Genomic DNA, 16662 nt, shown 5'->3' with positions numbered 1-16662 from the left:
GGCCCCGCTAAGGGCCGTGACAACATCCAATCGCGCGGTGAGTTCCAGCCATTCGGCTAATTGACCGCTTCGGGCCTTCAGCCCGGGCAGCGGTCAGCTTTCGGAAAAGTAACTCTGAAGCGTGCGGACCTCAAGGTCCCCGGCCCGATAGGCCCGGATTCCCCGTGCGGCCGCCACCGCGCCCGAAAGAGTGGTGTAATATGGCACTTTATGCAAGAGGGCAGCCCGCCGCAGCGAGCGGCTGTCGGCCAGCGCCTGCGGACCTTCGGTGGTATTGAAGACCAGCTGGACGTCGCCATTGGTGATGGCGTCGACGATGTGCGGACGGCCTTCGAGCACCTTGTTCACCTTTTCCGTCGGCACGCCGTTGTCGCTGAGGTAGCGCTGCGTGCCCGAGGTTGCCATCACCTTGAAGCCGAGCGAGTGCAACAGCCGCACCGCATCCGCGATGCGCATCTTGTCGTCGCCGCGCACCGAAACGAACACCGTGCCCTGCCGCGGCACGCGTGTGCCGCCGCCGAGCTGGCTCTTCGCGAACGCGACCTCGAAGGAGCGGTCGATGCCCATCACTTCGCCGGTCGAACGCATCTCCGGTCCGAGCACGGTATCGACGCCGGGGAAACGCGCGAACGGGAACACCGATTCCTTCACGCCGACATGGCCGAGCTTCTTCTTCTTCAGCTTGAAGTCGGCGAGCTTTTCGCCGGCCATGATCCGCGCCGCGATCTTGGCGACGGGCGTGCCGATCACCTTGGCGACGAACGGCACGGTGCGGGATGCGCGGGGGTTGACCTCGAGCACGTAGATCTCGCCGTCCTTGATGGCGTATTGCACGTTCATCAGCCCGACCACGTCGAGCCCGAGCGCGAGCTCGCGGGTCTGCCGCTCCAGTTCCTCGATGGTCTTGGCGTCGAGCGAATGCGGCGGCAGCGAGCAGGCGGAGTCGCCGGAATGGATGCCGGCTTCCTCGATGTGCTCCATGATGCCGACGATGAAGGTGTCCTTGCCGTCGCAGAGGCAGTCGACGTCGACTTCGGTCGCGTCGGACAGATAGCGGTCGAACAGCAGCGGGTTCTTGCCGAGCACGGTGTTGATCTGCCCGGTCTTGTCGTTCGGGTAGCGCGCCTTGATGTCGGCGGGCACCAGCTCGGGCAGCGTTCCCAGCAGGTAGTCGTTGAGCTGGTTCTCCTCGCGGATGATCTGCATCGCGCGGCCGCCGAGCACGTAGGACGGACGCACCACCAGCGGCAGGTCGAGATCGGCGGCGACCAGGCGGGCCTGCTCGACCGAATAGGCGATGCCGTTCTTCGGCTGCTTGAGACGCAGCTTGTCGAGCACGCGCTTGAAGCGGTCGCGGTCCTCGGCGAGGTCGATCGCATCAGGCGAGGTGCCGAGGATCGGCACTTCGGCGGCTTCGAGCGCGCGGGCAAGCTTCAGCGGGGTCTGGCCGCCGAACTGCACGATCACGCCGTGCAGCGTGCCGTTCTTGCGCTCGGTCGCGATGATCTCGAGCACGTCCTCGGCGGTCAGCGGCTCGAAATACAGCCGGTCGGCGGTGTCGTAGTCGGTCGATACCGTTTCCGGGTTGCAGTTGACCATGATGGTCTCGTAGCCGGCGTCCTCGAGCGCGAAGCAGGCGTGGCAGCAGCAATAGTCGAACTCGATGCCCTGGCCGATGCGGTTCGGCCCGCCGCCGAGGATGATCACCTTCTTGCGGTCCGACGGCGCGCTCTCGTCGGCGAGTTCGCCGGCGAACGGCCGCTCATAGGTCGAATACATGTAGGCGGTCGGCGACGCGAACTCCGCCGCGCAGGTGTCGATGCGCTTGAATACCGGGCGCACCCCGAGCGCGTGGCGCTTGGCGGTGACGTCGGCCTCGGTGGTCTCCGTGAGCACGGCGAGCCGCGCGTCCGAGAAGCCCATCGCCTTCAGCATCCGCATCGCGAACGCATTGGTCGGCAGGCCGCTGCTGCGGACCTTGCCTTCCATCTCGACGATGGCGCGCAGTTCGGCGAGGAACCAGGGATCGATCTTGCAGGAATTGAAGATATCCTCGTTCGACCAACCGAGCCGCATCGCCTGCGCGACCTGCAGCAGGCGGTTCGGCGTCGGCGTGCCGAGCGCCGCGCGGATCGCGTTCTTGTCGTCACTGCGGCCGAGGCCCTCGATGTCGATCTCGTCGAGGCCGGTCAGCCCGGTCTCGAGCCCGCGCAGGGCCTTCTGCAGGCTCTCCTGGAAAGTGCGACCGATCGCCATCACCTCGCCGACCGACTTCATCGAGGTGGTCAGCGTGGAGGAGGCGCCGGGGAATTTCTCGAACGCAAAGCGCGGAATCTTGGTGACGACGTAGTCGATCGTCGGCTCGAACGAGGCCGGCGTCGCGCCGCCGGTGATGTCGTTGGCGATCTCGTCGAGCGTGTAGCCGATCGCAAGCTTGGCGGCGACCTTGGCGATCGGGAAGCCGGTGGCCTTCGAAGCCAATGCCGAAGAACGAGAAACTCGCGGATTCATCTCGATCACGACCATGCGGCCGTCGTCCGGATTGATGCCGAACTGCACGTTGGAACCGCCGGTCTCGACCCCGATCTCGCGCAGCACCGCAATCGATGCGTCGCGCATGATCTGGTATTCCTTGTCGGTGAGCGTCAGCGCCGGCGCCACCGTGATGGAATCGCCGGTGTGCACGCCCATCGGATCGACGTTCTCGATCGAGCAGATGATGATGCAATTGTCCTTTTTGTCGCGCACCACCTCCATCTCGAACTCTTTCCAGCCGAGAACGGATTCCTCGATCAGCACCTCGTTGGTCGGCGAGGCGTCGAGGCCGCGCTCGATGATGTCGAGATATTCTTCCTTGTTGTAGGCGATGCCGCCGCCGGTGCCGCCGAGCGTGAAGGAGGGGCGGATGATCGCGGGCAGCCCGATGTCGGACAGCGCCATCAGCGCTTCGGCCAAGGCCTGCTGCTGGTAGCGCTTGCGCCGCTCGTTCTCGCCGCCTTCCCACTGCCGTTCGAAGGCTTCGAGCTCGGGGCCGGACAGCTTGGCCTGATCGGCGAGGTACTTGTCGCGGTCGGACTTCTTCAGCGCCGACGCATTGGCGAGCCGCGACCTCGGCGTCTGCAGCCCGATCTTCTCCATGGCGTCGCGGAACAGCTGGCGGTCTTCGGCCTTGTCGATGGCGTCGGCGGTGGCGCCGATCATCTCGACGTCGAACTTCTCCAGCGTACCCTGCTTGCGCAGCGACAGCGCGCAGTTCAGCGCGGTCTGGCCGCCCATGGTCGGCAGCAGCGCGAAGCCGCCGGGCACGACGTGGCGTTCCTTCTCGATGATCTTGGCGACGATTTCGGGCGTGATCGGCTCGATATAGGTCGCATCCGCCAGCTCCGGGTCGGTCATGATCGTCGCCGGGTTGGAATTGACCAGGACGATCCGATAGCCCTCTTCCTTGAGCGTCTTGCAGGCCTGCGTGCCGGAATAGTCGAACTCGCAGGCTTGGCCGATCACGATGGGACCGGCGCCGATGATCAGGATGGTGGAGATGTCGGTTCTTTTGGGCATCGGCTCTCGCGGACTGGAATTTAGGCACAAAAAAAGGGCGCGCTTCCCGCGCGTCCCTCGAGCCATGCGCTACATGTTGTAGCGCCGGAAGCGCGATCCCTCGCGCGCGGGTGGTCTTTAGACCAGTTTCCGCACCCGCGAAACCCCCAAAAACGCGCAATCAACCGCGATTCTGGGGGAAAATCCGCATTCGGCGTATGCCCGGTTGGGGGTGCTCGGGATTGGGAGGGGCTACCGGCCCGGCTTCGCCCTGCGGGCTACGCCGCGGCAGCCTTCGCTACGAGAAGGCCTGCCGAGCCGAAGCTGCGTCAGCAGCGAAGGCTGGAGGCCCGGCCTGGATTTGAACCAGGATAAACAGTGTTGCACCACTGCCGCGTCGAAGCTTCCGCCACCGGGCCGAGTGGATCATTGCTGATTATTTCAGCGGCCGCCACGTTTACTGGTGGGTAACGTTAATAGCTGGCGCAACCCAGGATCAGTGGTGCGCCACGAACGTCATCCGCCACGGATTGTGCCCGATGTTGCGCGGCGCGCGTCGGGCGCTGAACCCCGCGGCGCCGAGCTTGGCGATCATCTCGTCCTCGCGGTAGCGCTGCAGTCCGATCCGGGTGCGCAGCTGGCGGTAGTCGGACAGCGCGGTTGAAGCCAGCCCGACCAGCGCATCGCGCAGGAAGCCGTGGGTCGCCGCAAAGCGCAGCAGGGCCGCGACGTCCCTCGCCATCCCGACTTCAGGCCGCAGGATATCGCCGAGCACGAACCGGCCCGATGGCTTCAGCAGGCGGTGGATCACGTCGAACGCGGAATCGAGCTCCTGCGGCGTCATGTATTGCGCCACCGAGTTCATCACCACGAGGTCGATCGAATCCGCGTCCATGTGCTTCAGATCATCGAGCGAGCGGACACGGATTCGGGTGTCGGGCGCAAAGCGCGCGACCAGACGGCCGCGTACGCCGGGCGCCGGCTCCGCCAGATAGAGCTGGGCGCAGGCATTGGCGACCTTCGCCGCCGACAGCGCCTCGCCGCAGGCATAGTCGAGCACCACGGCATCCGGCGACGTGATGTAGCCGATGATGTCGTTTGCGATGATCTGGAAATGCAGGTCACGGTGCAGTCGGCTCGCATAGATCGTATGCGTGGAATCGTAATAATCGATCCATTCATCCATCGCGTTTGGTATCCGGCAGAACGGGTTCCTGGCCTCAGGAACGGGTGGGCTGATGATGCGTTAGCGGTCCGGCGGCCAATGTTCAATGCGCCGAAATACGGGTTCCTAACAGGAAGGTCCAACGTGAGCAAAGCCAAGACTGACAAGATCTCGCCCGATCTCGACACGCCGAGCGACCTGCCGCAGGCTGCGGTGGACACGATCTCGACCTCGCTCAACACGCTTCTGGCCGACGCCTTCGCGCTCTATTTTAAGACCAAGAATTTCCATTGGCACGTCAGCGGCCGGCATTTCCATGATTACCATTTGTTGCTGGACGAGCAGTCGGAGGCGATCTTCGCGACCACCGACCAGCTCGCCGAGCGGGTGCGCAAGCTTGGCGGCGCGACGCTGAAGTCGATCGGCGATATCGCCAGGCATCAGACCATCAAGGACAATGACGACGATTATGTGCCGCCGCGCGAAATGCTGCGCGAGTTGATGGAAGACAACAAGCACATGGCGGCTGCGATGCGCAAGGCGCACAAGCTGGCTGACGACCAGGAGGACTCCGGCACCGCGGGCCTGCTCGAAACGTTCATCGACGAAACCGAGCGCCGCACCTGGTTCCTGTTCGAGGCCAGCCGCCAGGAAGGCAGCAACGCGGCGTAAGCTGCGTTGCCGCACCCGCGAGGAAGCAAATCCAGAGCTGCTTTGCTCCGGACTGCTTCGCGAAGCTTGCGGTCTGGCCGCCCGGCTGCGGTCAGTGCGGTTGAAGCCTACTGAGCTGACAGACCCACCGCTGTCTCCAATCGCACGATCGGCGGAGGATTCCACTTTCCGGTCAGCGCCTCCGATTTCGGACCGTAAAGGCGCATGGTCAGGTTGAAAGCGCCCTTCGGCGCCGGGAGCCAGTTGGCTTGCTTGTCCGCGCCCGGACTTTCGTTCTGGAAGTAGAGATCGAGCGAGCCGTCCGGGTTGTATTTGAACGGCATCCAGCTGGAGACCGCGAAGCGGTTCAGCACGTTGCCGACCTGGAATCCTTCCTGGTCGTAAAGCGTGATCGACCAGAAGGCATTGACCGGCGGGGCCGCGCCCTTCTCAAAGGTGATCGTATACTTGTTGGCGCCGTCGAGCGGTTTGCCGGTATTGTCGGCGAGATTGAGCGGATAAATGGCGTCCTCCGGCAGGTTGGCGCCAAGCCCGACCTGCGCGACGATCGCACGCTTCAAATAGTAGTTGCCGTAAACGCCCATCGTGTCGGTGTTCATCGACCAGCCGTTCGCAACGCGCGCCAGCGTCGGCACCTTCCATGCCATCAGCTTCTGCCCGTCCTGCGGCGCCGTCTCCAGCGCCCGTTGCAGCACCGGGTCCACCTTGCTGATTTCGAAGCTCTTGCCGGGCTCGATGCCGATCCTCTTCATCTGCGCGATGATTGGTTCATCGGTGATGTGCGGCGGGTGAAGCTTGAGCAGCTCGGCGGCCTGCGCGAAGTAGACGCCGGCCGACATGGTATCGACCTGCACCTTGGGCGCCGTCCTCATGTCGACGCTGGGATCGATCCTGACCTCGGTCGGCTTCTGAGTCTTGCCGAACTCGGAAAGAGGCGTGACCTTGTAGCCGGCCTGGATCTTGTGGACCGCATCGTAGTCCGGCGGGCCGTCCGTCTTGGTGCGGCCAATGACCCAGACGTAAGGCGTCGGCGCGTCGATGCGCTGGGTATCCTTCGGAAGCTTGAACTCCTCCGCAAACCTGTCGCGCAGATCAGGCCGCCATCCCGGAGCCGTCACCAGAAAGGTCCCCGCTTTGGTGCCCGTGGTGCGCCAGCCGGGCGAGGCGAACACATCCGACCACATGTCCAGCATCGGGAGCAAATAGAAGCGTCCATCGGTATCGGGAACGGAGACGACAACCGGCTCCTTGGTCATGTCCAGCCATGAAACGGAATAGAGCGTATCGAAATTGGACCGCACCACGCCCTTGAAATTCGCCGGTGGGTATTCGGGCACGTTGACGAAGGTATTCATCGGGCCCTTGAAGTTGTCCTTGCCGGGCTCGACGTTGGTGAACTGCTTTCGCGTGATGTCCATCGTCAGGAGCGGGTAGAAGTAAATATAGGCGTCCACCGCGATCGCGTGTGCCTCCTGCTCGTTGATTGCCGGCGCCGTCTGGGCCAGCGCTGCAGGCGCGGTAGCCGCGCCAATGCAGAGCGACAATGTCAGCGTCAGAATTCCTCGAAACATGTCGAATTTCCTCTTCTGATATGTGTTGCGGTTGCTTGTGGGAGGCGCGGAGCATCTGATGCCGTCAGGTGATGTGTATGACCTCCGCAAAAAGAGCAGCAGCGGACGCGGAAGCTCTGTCACTCCCGCAGATGAATCGCGCGCCTTAAGGTGTCATTGGCGGTATAAATCGCCGCAGCGATGCTGACTTAAATCAAGGTTCTTTGAAAAGTGATGCCGGCAGGCTTAACGTTGAAAAGGGCTGCACTACCTCCACGCGTGGCACTCTAGCACGAGCAGGAAGCGGGAGCGAGTAGCGCTCAATATGGCGACAGGCCGAATCGTCAGCGGCCTTCCGTGATCACGGGCATTCTCTGCCCGCATAGTTTCGGGAATCCGTTGAGCGCGCAAAAAGAGCCCCACGCATAACGATTGGGCTACGGATAATCAATTTAGGTTGCCTGTATCCCGTCACCTTCCCCAAGGGGGAGAACGAAGCACAGTCCGTTCGATAATCTTGAATCCTAGCGCTTCCACAGCCGCACCAGCGGCCCGTCCTTGCCCATCACCGGATCGGTCGCGGGGATCGCAACCTGTGGGATCGTCTTCAGCGCCCTGGCGTGGTTCTCCGGCGTCGGCCGCTGCAGATCCATCGGGGGGCCCGGCGGATAGGCGCCGACCACGCAGAAATCGTCGCTCGCCGACAGGCATTGATGCCCGGTGCCGGCGGGCAGGATCGCGACGTCGCCGGCCGCGATCTCGAGTGCTTGCCCGCGCTCGCCGCCAAACTGCACGCGCGCGCGGCCGCGCGCGACGCCCAGCACCTCGTGCACGGTGGCGTGGTAATGCGCGAAGTCGTAGACGCCGTTGCGCCACATCGCGCCCCAGCCGTTGTTGCCGAACAGCTGCTCGATGCTGGCCTCAGGATTCTTGCTGACGTCGACGGCGGCCCTGTAGACCAGGAACGGCATCGGGTTGTTCGGCACCAGGCCGTCGTCCTGGAAGACGATGGTCAGTGGTTCGATATCGGTACGGACGACCGACATGGTGGCTCTCCAGCGCTGCGAGGTGGCGTGGTCTCCAAACCAACAAACCCTCGGTCCGCAAACCGTTCCAGCTAGATTTTGAACTTCAGCACGTCTTCCTTGAATTTGAGCCCGTGCCCGGGCCGCTCCGGCGCGGTGATCATGCCGTTGGCGATTTCGGGCGGGTCGACCCAGAGATCGTCGATCAGCGCCATGTTCTCACACCAGATGCCGTTCGGAATCGAAGCCAAGAGGTGCACATTGAGTTCGGGAAACAGATGCGGCGCGATCGTGATGCCGAACGTGTCCGCAAGCGCCGCGATCTTGCGCAGGTCGGTCATGCCGCCGCGCATCGGGTCGGGTTGCAGGATCGGCAGGCAGGGATTGAGAAAGAACGGCCGCAGGTCGTAGCGCGTGAAATGCGTCTCGCCGCCGACGACGCGCATGTCGAGCGCCGCCGCGATGCGCTGATAGCCGGCGAAATCATCGGCCGGCACCGGCTCCTCGAGCCAGTAGATATCGTACTTCTCGAACTTGCGTCCCATCTCGATGGCGACATCGGCGCTCCAGCCCATGTTGACGTCGATCATGATGTCGATGTCGGGCCCGAGCGCCTCGCGCATGCGGCGCACATTGTCGAGGTCCTGCGCCGGAGTGTGGACATGCGCGACCTGCATCTTGATCGCCTTGTAGCCCTGCTTCACGAAATGCAGCGCCTTCTCGATCATCCCGTCGCCACCGGCGCCCCGGAAGCAGCCGGAACCATAGATCGGGATTTCGGAGCGATAATGCCCCCACAGCCGATGCAGCGGCAGGCCGGCCCGTTTCCCCACCGCGTCCCACAGCGCGATGTCGAGCGCCGACATCGCCATCGCGGCGATGCCGCCGCGGCCATAGGTCATCGTCGCCGTCCACAGATCGCGCCAGATCGCCTCGATCGCGGTGGCGTCCTTGCCGATGACGCGCGGGATGATGCACTCCTCGAGACAGGCCGCGATCGACTTCATCGCCGGCTTGAACACGAACAGATAGCCCATGCCGGTGACACCGCCTGATGTCTCGACGTCACAGATCAGAATGTCGCGCGTCGCGCCGAGCGCCGCGCCTTTCAGCCAGGGATCGTCGGCCCAGGGCAGCCGCAGCATCGTCACGCGGATGTCGCGGATGGTCATGTCTGAATGGGCTGAAATCATCGGCGTTTCCTTTCCAGGCCGGATCATGTTTGCCTGATCTCGGACAGGGAAACTCAATCACAGAGCGCAGGCCGCGATCCAGCGCGCTTCGTCATGGCTCCAATGCGCCAAGATCTGGCGCCAAGATCCGATTGCCTTCAGGTCGTCTTGGGCAACTCGAACACCAGGCAGGTCGTGGTGGCATGGGCGAGCAGCTTGCCATTGTCGTCGGTAATCCGCGCTTCCGCCGTCGCAACCCGGCGGCCGGCGTTGAGCACATGGCCCTCGGTGCGGATTTTGCCGGTGTCCTGGCTCATGCCGCGGACGAAGGAGATCTTGAACTCCAGCGTGGTGTAGCCAAAGCCCTGCGGCAGCGTGGTCTGCACCGCAAGCCCCATCGCGGAATCCAAGAGGATCGCGGCGTAGCCGCCATGCACCGAGCCGATCGGGTTGTAGTGGCGCAGGCCCGGGATGCTGTGGATCACCACATGGCCGGTCTCGGCGGTGCAGTCGAACGGCTCGACATTCTCCATGATCGGCGGCTCCGGCAGGGTCCGGGCGAAGATGCCGCGCACGAAGTCGAGCCCCGGCATCGACGTCATCACCGCCATCGAGGAGACGCCGTAGACGGGCTTCGGGGTGGCGGGGGCGGTCATGTCGAGATTTCCCGTGATGTGATGCGAAGACGCATTGCCGCTGTCGGTGCCAGCCGCGCGCAATAGCCGTCATGCCCGGACTTGATCCGGGCATCCATCTTCTTCAAGGGATGGATTGCCGGGTCAAGCCCGGCAATGACGATCGGGCTCTAAGCCGCGCGCTTGTTCTTCCGCATCAAATCGGCAAAGCGCTGGAACAGATAGTGCGAGTCGCGCGGGCCGGGCGAGGCTTCCGGGTGATACTGCACCGAGAACACCGGCTTGCCCTCAAGCGCGATGCCGCAATTGGAGCCGTCGAACAGCGAGATATGGGTCTGGGTCGCGCCTTTCGGCAGCGTCGCCTGGTCCACGGCAAAGCCGTGGTTCATCGAGGTGATCTCGACCTTGCCGGTGGTCTCGTCCTTGACCGGATGGTTGGCGCCGTGATGGCCCTGATGCATCTTCATGGTCTTGGCCCCGACGGCAAGGCCAAGCATCTGATGGCCGAGGCAGATGCCGAAGGTCGGCGTCCCCGACGCGATCACCTTCTGGATCACGGGCACGGCATATTTGCCGGTGGCGGCGGGATCGCCGGGGCCGTTCGACAGGAACACGCCGTCCGGCTTCATCGCCAGGATGTCTTCGGCGGCGGTCGTCGCCGGCACCACGGTCACCTTGGCGCCGACGCCGGCGAGCAGGCGCAGGATGTTGCGCTTGATGCCGTAATCGATCGCGACCACGTTGAATTCCGGCGCGGTTTGCTGGCCGAAACCGTTGCCCCACACCCAGGGCGTCTCGTCCCAGGTGAAGCGCTGGCCGGAGGTGACCATCGGCACCAGGTCCATGCCCTCGAGGCCGGGCCATTCGCGGGCTTCTTCCTTCAGGCCGTGCAGGTCGAACTCGCCGTTTCTGGCGTGCACGATCACCGCATTGGGCATGCCCTTGGAGCGGATCAGCGCGGTCAGCGCGCGGGTGTCGATGCCGGAGAGGCCGATGATGCCGCGCGCCTTCAACCACAGGTCGAGATGGCGGGTGGCGCGGTAATTCGAGGGATCTGATATCGCCGAGCGCAGGATCACGCCGCGCGCGCCGGGCGTCGCCGCCATGTTCACCGTCTCGATGTCTTCCTCGTTGGTACCGACATTGCCGATATGCGGGAAGGTGAAGGTGATGATCTGGCCGGCATAGGACGGATCGGTGAGGATCTCCTCATAGCCGGTCATCGCGGTGTTGAAGCAGACCTCGCCGACGGCGTGGCCTTCCGCGCCGAGACCGAAGCCTTCCAGCACGGTACCATCGGCGAGCACAAGGAGCGCGGTCGGTTTATGGTCCGGCCAGGCGGGAGCGTTTTCGGATGTTGTCATGAGCCCTTTAAATAGACGCCGCACCCTGCGGCGTCAAAGCGAAAGGGCACGGATTCACACGGCAATACCGGCCGATTTGACAGGCCCGAACGGCCTTTTAATCTAAAGTTCCCTGAAGCGGCCGTTTGCTTGCCGAAAATGACCCGTCCGGAGCTCCCGCATGGATAATACGATGCCGATCCTGCTCGTCCCGGGCCTCATCTGCTCGCCGCGGATTTTCGCCCCCGTCATTCCGGCGCTGTGGCGATGCGGGCCGGTGACGGTCGCCAACCATATCAGGGACGACAATATGGGGGCCATCGCCCGCCGGATCCTGGCCGAGGCGCCGCCGCGCTTTGCGCTCGCCGGGCACTCGATGGGCGGCTACATCGCCTTCGAGATCATGCGGCAGGCGCCGGACCGGGTTGCGAAGCTGGCGCTGATGAGCACCCAGGCGCGGGCCGATACGCCGGAAGTGACCGCGCGTCGCCGCGGCATGATCGAGCGTGCTAGAAGCGGCCAATATCGCAGCGTGGTCGATGAGCTGTTTCCGGGCTTCGTGCATCCGTCGCGGCAGGGCGATGCAAGCCTGCGCCGGATCGTCGACGACATGAGCGAGGACGTCGGCGCCGAGGCTTTCATCCGCCAGCAGAACGCGGTGCTCAGCCGGCCGGATTCGCGGCCGAGCATGGCCTGGATCAAGTGCCCGACCTTGGTGCTGACGTCGGATACCGACAACACCGTGCCAAATTCGCTGTCGGACGAGATGGCCAACGGCATTCCCGGCGCAAAACTTGTAGTGCTCGCCAATTGCGGTCACCTGCCGCAGCTGGAACTGCCGCAGGCCTGCGCCGATGCGCTGGTCGAATGGCTGAGGAACTAGGTTGTTCTGCCGGTGCAAACTGCCTAGATGAGGGGATTGCTGGCTCAAGGACAACGAAATGCTGCGCGACGACATCAATACTGCGGTCAAGGAAGCGATGAAGGCGAAGGACGAGCGCAAGCTGTCCACGCTGCGCATGGTCAATTCGACCATCAAGAACGCCGACATCGACGCGCGCGGGCAGGGCAAGCCGCCCCTCTCCGATGCCGACCTGCTCGGCCTGCTGCAGAAGATGATCAAGCAGCGCCAGGAGTCGGTCGAGCTCTATGACAAGGGCGGCCGCGCCGAGCTCGCGGCCCAGGAGCGCGAGGAGATCGCCGTGATCTCGGCGTACCTGCCGAAGCAGATGTCCGATGACGACGTGAAGGCCGCGATCTCGGCGATCATCGCCGAGACGGGTGCCGCCGGCATCAAGGACATGGGCAAGGTGATCGGCGCGCTGAAGGCGAAATACGCCGGCCAGATGGATTTCGGCAAGGCCAGCGGCCTGGTGAAGGCGGCGCTGACGGGCTAGCCGTTCGTCCCGGCTGGCTTGCGGCGCAAAGTGCCGCGGACCGAATTGTGGGAACCTTTCTGCTGACGGAGCATCTGACGGGCATGACCTCGCGATGACTCCGCAAAGGAAAGGCCCCGATGAACCCGATTGTGCATGCGCTGGATCGTGCAAGAGCCGCTCAAACCGAATCCGATAAGCCGACCCGGGCCGAAGTCGAGGCAGCAGTCCGCACCATCATCCGCTGGACTGGTGACGATCCCGAGCGGGATGGTTTGCTTGAAACTCCAGCGCGTGTGACGCGTTCGTTCGAGGAATTCTTTGCGGGTTACGACCAACGTCCCGCGGAGATCTTGGAAAAGACTTTCGAGGAGATCGAAGGCTACGACGAAATGATTGCCCTGCGGGGCATCCGCTTCGAGAGCCATTGCGAGCATCATATGGCGCCGATCATCGGTCAGGCCTGGGTTGCCTACATCCCGAACGGCCGCGTGGTCGGCATCAGCAAGCTGGCGCGGGTGGTCGACATCTATGCCAGGCGTTTGCAGATCCAGGAGAAGATGACGGCGCAGATCGCCAACACCATCAACGACGTCTTGAAGCCTCAGGGCGTGGGCGTCATCATCAAGGCGTCGCATCACTGCATGACGACCCGTGGCGTGCACAAGCCGGATACCGATCTCGTGACCAGCCGCATGCTGGGTTGCTTTCGCGACAATGCGCTAACCCGCCAGGAATTCCTCGGCATAGCGGTTTAGAGCGTCACAGGGCGATGGAGGAATGATATGGCCGATCAGCAAGCTCCTTCCGGTCCCGATCTGACACAGGGCGTGGCACTCTCCGACTTCTCTGGCGCGATGTTGCTCGGCCATGTCGGCGACGAGGACGTGCTGCTGGTGCGCTCGGGGGCGGATATCTTCGCCATCGACGCGCATTGCAGCCATTACCACGGCCCGCTCGCCGAAGGCCTCCTTGAGGGCGAGACCGTCCATTGCCCCTGGCATCACGCCTGCTTCGATATTCGCACCGGTGAAGCGACCGCCGCGCCCGCCTTCAACGCGCTCGCTGTCTGGAAGGTCGAGCGGGAGGGCGATCGCATCATCGTGCGCGAGAAGCGCGCGCAGCCGAAACTCCGCGTCAAGGGCCCGGTCGATGCGCCCGGCAGCATCGTGATTGTCGGCGGCGGCGGGGCGGGGTTTGCCGCCGCCGAGATGCTGCGACGGCGGGACTATCGCGGCAGCATCGTCATGCTGAGCGGCGAGGCCGCGCCGCCGGTGGATCGTCCGAACCTGTCAAAGGACTTCCTCGCCGGCAGCGCGCCGGAAGACTGGCTGCCGCTGAAGCCGGACGATTTTTATCGTGACGCGGCGATCGATCTGAAACTCAGGACCGAGGTCAAGTCGATCGATACCGGCCGCCGCAATGTCGTGCTCGCCGGCGGCGAAACGCTCGCCTATGACCGGCTGCTGCTGGCGACCGGCGCGGAGCCGGTGCGGCTGCCGATCCCGGGCGCGGACCAGCCCCACGTTCATGTGCTACGCACCGTCGACGATTGCCGGGCCATCATCGCCGCGGCCAGCGGAGCGCGCCGCGCGGTGGTGATCGGTGCAAGCTTCATCGGTCTCGAGGTGGCGGCCTCGCTCCGCGCGCGCCAGATCGAGGTTCACGTGGTCGGGCTGGAACAGCGGCCGATGGAGCGCGTACTCGGGCCGGAGATGGGCGATTTCGTCCGTGCGCTGCACGAAGAGCATGGTGTCGTATTCCACCTCGGCGACACGGTGACCGCGATCGAGGGCAAGCGAGCCCGCCTGAAGAGCGGGCCTGTGCTCGATGCCGATCTCGTCGTGGTCGGTGTCGGCGTGAAGCCGCGGCTGGCGCTGGCGGAAGCGGCCGGGCTCGCGATCGACCGCGGCGTGACAGTCGACGCCTATCTCGAGACCAGCGTTCCCGGCATCTACGCGGCCGGCGATATCGCGCGCTGGCCCGATCCGCACAGCGGCGAGACGATCCGGGTCGAGCATTGGGTGGTGGCGGAGCGCCAGGGCCAGACCGCCGCGCGGAATATGCTTGGGCAGCGCGAGGTGTTCGACGCGGTGCCGTTCTTCTGGAGCCAGCATTACGACGTGCCGATCAACTATGTCGGCCATGCCGAGCAGTGGGACGAGATCGCGGTGGACGGCAGCATTGCCGGCAGGGATTGCGTGCTGCGCTACAAGCGCGGCGGGCGCGTGCTCGCGGTCGCGTCGATCTATCGCGACCTCGATAGCCTCAAGGCCGAGGTCGCAATGGAGCGGGCGTCAGCCTGACGGCTTTCTCCTCAAGGATGTTCGTAGCCCGGATGCAGTGAAGCGAAATCCGGGGGAGTCCGTCCACTCGATGAGAACCCCGGATTGCGCGGAGCCTGTCATCGGGCGCGCGTTCGCGCGACCGCTCCATCCGGGGTTCTTTATCCGGGCATCACATTCTTCGTCAGCCCGGGCTTGTCCCGGGCATCGACGTCTCTACAATCTGCCGCAGCAAATGCGGATGGCAGGGGAAAGCCCGGCCATGACGAGGGACGGAAGCAAAACACACCATGCTCAAGGAAGCCGCTACTTACGACGAACTCTATCGCAACTTCCGCTGGGACGTTCCCGCGCGCTTCAACATGGCGACCGCGTGCTGCGACCGCCATGCCGACGGCACCGGGCGGCTCGCGCTGGTCTATGTCGACGAGGATGGCGGCACCACGCGCACCTCGTTCGACGAGGTCGCGGACGCCTCGCGCCGTTTCGCCAATGTGCTGACCAACGACGGGCTGGTGCGCGGCGACCGCGTCGCGGTGTTCCTGTCGCAATCGCTCGAACTGCCGGTCGCGCATCTCGCGGCGTTTCGCGCAGCGATGATCTCGATCCCGCTGTTCGCGCTGTTCGGCGAGGATGCGCTCGAATTCCGCCTGTCGAATTCTGCTGCCAAGGCCGTGATCACCGATGAGGTCGGCTGGGAGAAGATCGCGAAAATCCGCGATCGCCTGCCCGAGTTGAAGAGCATCTATATCGTCGGCGAAAAGACGCCGGCGGGGACGAGACCGTTCTGGAGCGCGATCAAGTCGGCGTCGCCTGAGTTTGCGACCGTCGACACCTCGGCCGACGATCCCGCGCTGATCATCTACACGTCGGGCACCACGGGCAATCCGAAGGGCGCGCTGCACGCGCATCGCGTCGTGCTCGGCCATCTGCCCAATGTCGAGATGTGCCACAACTTCCTGCCACGGCCCGGCGACCTGATGTGGACGCCGGCCGACTGGGCCTGGATCGGCGGCCTGATCAACGGCCTGTTCGCATTCTGGTACCACGGCATCCCGATGGTCGGTCACCGCGCCCGCAAGTTCGAGCCGCAGGCGGCGATGCAGATGATGGCCGAGCTCGGCATCCGCAACGTGTTCCTGCCGCCGACCGCGCTGAAGCTGATGCGGCAGGCCAATGTGAAGAATTCCGGCGTCAGGCTGCGCAGCATCTTCACCGGCGGCGAGTCGCTCGGCGGCGAATTGCTGGATTGGGTGCGCGACACCTTCGGCATCGATGCCCATGAGGTGTTCGGTCAGACCGAATGCAACCTCGTGATCGGCAGCAATTCCAATCTGTTTCCGATCCGTCCGGGCTCGATGGGCCGCGCCACGCCGGGCTTCGACGTCCGCATCGTCAACGACAAGGGCGAGGAGCTGCCGCGGGGCCAGCGCGGCATCATCGGCGTGCGCCAACCGTGCCCCTGCACCATGATCGAGTACTGGCGCAATCCGGAAGCGACCGCGAAGAAATATGCCGGCGAATTCCTGCTGACCGGCGATCTCGGCGTGCAGGATGAGGACGGCTATTTCTGGTACGTCAGCCGCGAGGACGACGTCATCACCACCGCCGGCTATCGTGTCGGCCCGTCCGAGATCGAGCACACGCTGATGAAGCATCCGGCGGTCGCGATGTCGGCGGTGGTCGGCATCCCCGACCCGATCCGCACCGAATCGATCAAGGCCTGGATCGTGCTGCGGCCGGGCTACGCGCCGAACGATGCTTTGGCGCGCGAGATCCAGGAGTTCGTCAAGGTTCAGCTCGCCGCCCACGAGTATCCGCGCTTCGTGCAGTTCGCCGACAGCCTGCCGATGACGGCGACGGGCAAGGTGCTGCGGCGGGAGCTGAGGGCGCTGGGCTAGA

Annotated in this window: 13 protein-coding genes and 1 tRNA gene; 6 read left to right on the top strand and 8 right to left on the bottom strand. The window is 64.2% G+C overall.

Going from position 1 to position 16662, the window contains the following annotated elements; translation table 11 throughout:
* Positions 1-93: 93 nt before the first annotated feature.
* From carB to J2R78_RS10235, 3 genes are all read right to left on the bottom strand, one after another.
* Complete coding sequence (carB, locus tag J2R78_RS10245) at positions 94-3558, bottom strand: carbamoyl-phosphate synthase large subunit (RefSeq protein ID WP_253604178.1); 3465 nt, start codon at positions 3556-3558, stop codon at positions 94-96.
* 322 nt (positions 3559-3880) lie between these two features.
* Positions 3881-3956, bottom strand: a tRNA-OTHER gene (locus tag J2R78_RS10240).
* A gap of 77 nt (positions 3957-4033) precedes the next feature.
* The gene (locus tag J2R78_RS10235; protein WP_253604177.1) at positions 4034-4723 is read right to left on the bottom strand and encodes a class I SAM-dependent methyltransferase; all 690 of its coding nucleotides are present in this window, start codon (positions 4721-4723) and stop codon (positions 4034-4036) included.
* 123 nt (positions 4724-4846) lie between these two features.
* Between J2R78_RS10235 and J2R78_RS10230 the strand changes: the two genes are divergently transcribed.
* A complete protein-coding gene (locus tag J2R78_RS10230; protein WP_253604176.1) occupies positions 4847-5374 on the top strand; it encodes a Dps family protein in 528 nt (175 codons plus the stop codon).
* A 107-nt stretch (positions 5375-5481) separates the two neighbouring features.
* On the opposite strand, the gene J2R78_RS10225 is transcribed toward J2R78_RS10230, so the two are convergent.
* The 5 genes from J2R78_RS10225 to carA all read right to left on the bottom strand — a co-directional run bounded on the left by J2R78_RS10225 (position 5482) and on the right by carA (position 11120).
* A complete protein-coding gene (locus J2R78_RS10225) occupies positions 5482-6945 on the bottom strand; it encodes a DUF1254 domain-containing protein (protein WP_253604175.1) in 1464 nt (487 codons plus the stop codon).
* A 503-nt stretch (positions 6946-7448) separates the two neighbouring features.
* Positions 7449-7970: a cupin domain-containing protein gene (locus J2R78_RS10220; RefSeq protein ID WP_253604174.1), complete on the bottom strand. Its 522-nt coding sequence runs from the start codon at positions 7968-7970 to the stop codon at positions 7449-7451.
* 71 nt (positions 7971-8041) lie between these two features.
* On the bottom strand, positions 8042-9142 hold the full coding sequence (locus tag J2R78_RS10215) for a mandelate racemase/muconate lactonizing enzyme family protein (protein WP_080666992.1): 1101 nt from the start codon (positions 9140-9142) through the stop codon (positions 8042-8044).
* A gap of 137 nt (positions 9143-9279) precedes the next feature.
* Positions 9280-9777, bottom strand: coding sequence for a PaaI family thioesterase (locus J2R78_RS10210; protein WP_253604173.1), 498 nt, complete (start codon positions 9775-9777; stop codon positions 9280-9282).
* Positions 9778-9926: 149 nt separating this feature from the next.
* Entirely contained in the window at positions 9927-11120 is a 1194-nt protein-coding gene (carA, locus tag J2R78_RS10205; protein WP_057017029.1) for a glutamine-hydrolyzing carbamoyl-phosphate synthase small subunit, read from the bottom strand.
* Between the two features lie 160 nt (positions 11121-11280).
* On the opposite strand from carA, the gene J2R78_RS10200 reads away from it, so the two are divergent.
* The 5 genes from J2R78_RS10200 (at position 11281) to J2R78_RS10180 (ending at position 16661) form a co-directional block, all read left to right on the top strand.
* Positions 11281-11982, top strand: a complete 702-nt coding sequence (locus tag J2R78_RS10200) for an alpha/beta fold hydrolase (protein ID WP_253604172.1) — start codon at positions 11281-11283, stop codon at positions 11980-11982.
* Positions 11983-12040: 58 nt separating this feature from the next.
* Positions 12041-12496, top strand: coding sequence for a GatB/YqeY domain-containing protein (locus tag J2R78_RS10195; protein ID WP_028333117.1), 456 nt, complete (start codon positions 12041-12043; stop codon positions 12494-12496).
* Positions 12497-12615: 119 nt separating this feature from the next.
* Positions 12616-13233 (top strand): GTP cyclohydrolase I FolE, encoded by a 618-nt coding sequence (folE, locus tag J2R78_RS10190; RefSeq protein WP_028333118.1) that lies wholly within the window; start codon positions 12616-12618, stop codon positions 13231-13233.
* Between the two features lie 27 nt (positions 13234-13260).
* The gene (locus J2R78_RS10185; protein ID WP_253604171.1) at positions 13261-14781 is read left to right on the top strand and encodes an FAD-dependent oxidoreductase; all 1521 of its coding nucleotides are present in this window, start codon (positions 13261-13263) and stop codon (positions 14779-14781) included.
* Positions 14782-15050: 269 nt separating this feature from the next.
* Positions 15051-16661 (top strand): acyl-CoA synthetase, encoded by a 1611-nt coding sequence (locus J2R78_RS10180; RefSeq protein ID WP_253604170.1) that lies wholly within the window; start codon positions 15051-15053, stop codon positions 16659-16661.
* Position 16662: the final 1 nt, after the last annotated feature.

It is taken from the genome of Bradyrhizobium sp. USDA 4538, assembly GCF_024171045.1.
Classification (GTDB): domain Bacteria; phylum Pseudomonadota; class Alphaproteobacteria; order Rhizobiales; family Xanthobacteraceae; genus Bradyrhizobium; species Bradyrhizobium australafricanum.
Note: the sequence above shows the minus strand (reverse complement) of the source record. Positions and strands in the feature narration are given on the sequence as shown.

Bases quoted from the DNA above. Each gene is read 5' to 3' on its own strand.
- carB (WP_253604178.1), bottom strand. From the start codon at position 3,558: ATGCCCAAAAGAACCGACATCTCCACCATCCTGATCATCGGCGCCGGT.
- J2R78_RS10235 (WP_253604177.1), bottom strand. From the start codon at position 4,723: ATGGATGAATGGATCGATTATTACGATTCCACGCATACGATCTATGCG.
- J2R78_RS10225 (WP_253604175.1), bottom strand. From the start codon at position 6,945: ATGTTTCGAGGAATTCTGACGCTGACATTGTCGCTCTGCATTGGCGCG.
- J2R78_RS10220 (WP_253604174.1), bottom strand. From the start codon at position 7,970: ATGTCGGTCGTCCGTACCGATATCGAACCACTGACCATCGTCTTCCAG.
- J2R78_RS10215 (WP_080666992.1), bottom strand. From the start codon at position 9,142: ATGATTTCAGCCCATTCAGACATGACCATCCGCGACATCCGCGTGACG.
- J2R78_RS10210 (WP_253604173.1), bottom strand. From the start codon at position 9,777: ATGACCGCCCCCGCCACCCCGAAGCCCGTCTACGGCGTCTCCTCGATG.
- carA (WP_057017029.1), bottom strand. From the start codon at position 11,120: ATGACAACATCCGAAAACGCTCCCGCCTGGCCGGACCATAAACCGACC.
- J2R78_RS10200 (WP_253604172.1), top strand. From the start codon at position 11,281: ATGGATAATACGATGCCGATCCTGCTCGTCCCGGGCCTCATCTGCTCG.
- J2R78_RS10195 (WP_028333117.1), top strand. From the start codon at position 12,041: ATGCTGCGCGACGACATCAATACTGCGGTCAAGGAAGCGATGAAGGCG.
- folE (WP_028333118.1), top strand. From the start codon at position 12,616: ATGAACCCGATTGTGCATGCGCTGGATCGTGCAAGAGCCGCTCAAACC.
- J2R78_RS10185 (WP_253604171.1), top strand. From the start codon at position 13,261: ATGGCCGATCAGCAAGCTCCTTCCGGTCCCGATCTGACACAGGGCGTG.
- J2R78_RS10180 (WP_253604170.1), top strand. From the start codon at position 15,051: ATGCTCAAGGAAGCCGCTACTTACGACGAACTCTATCGCAACTTCCGC.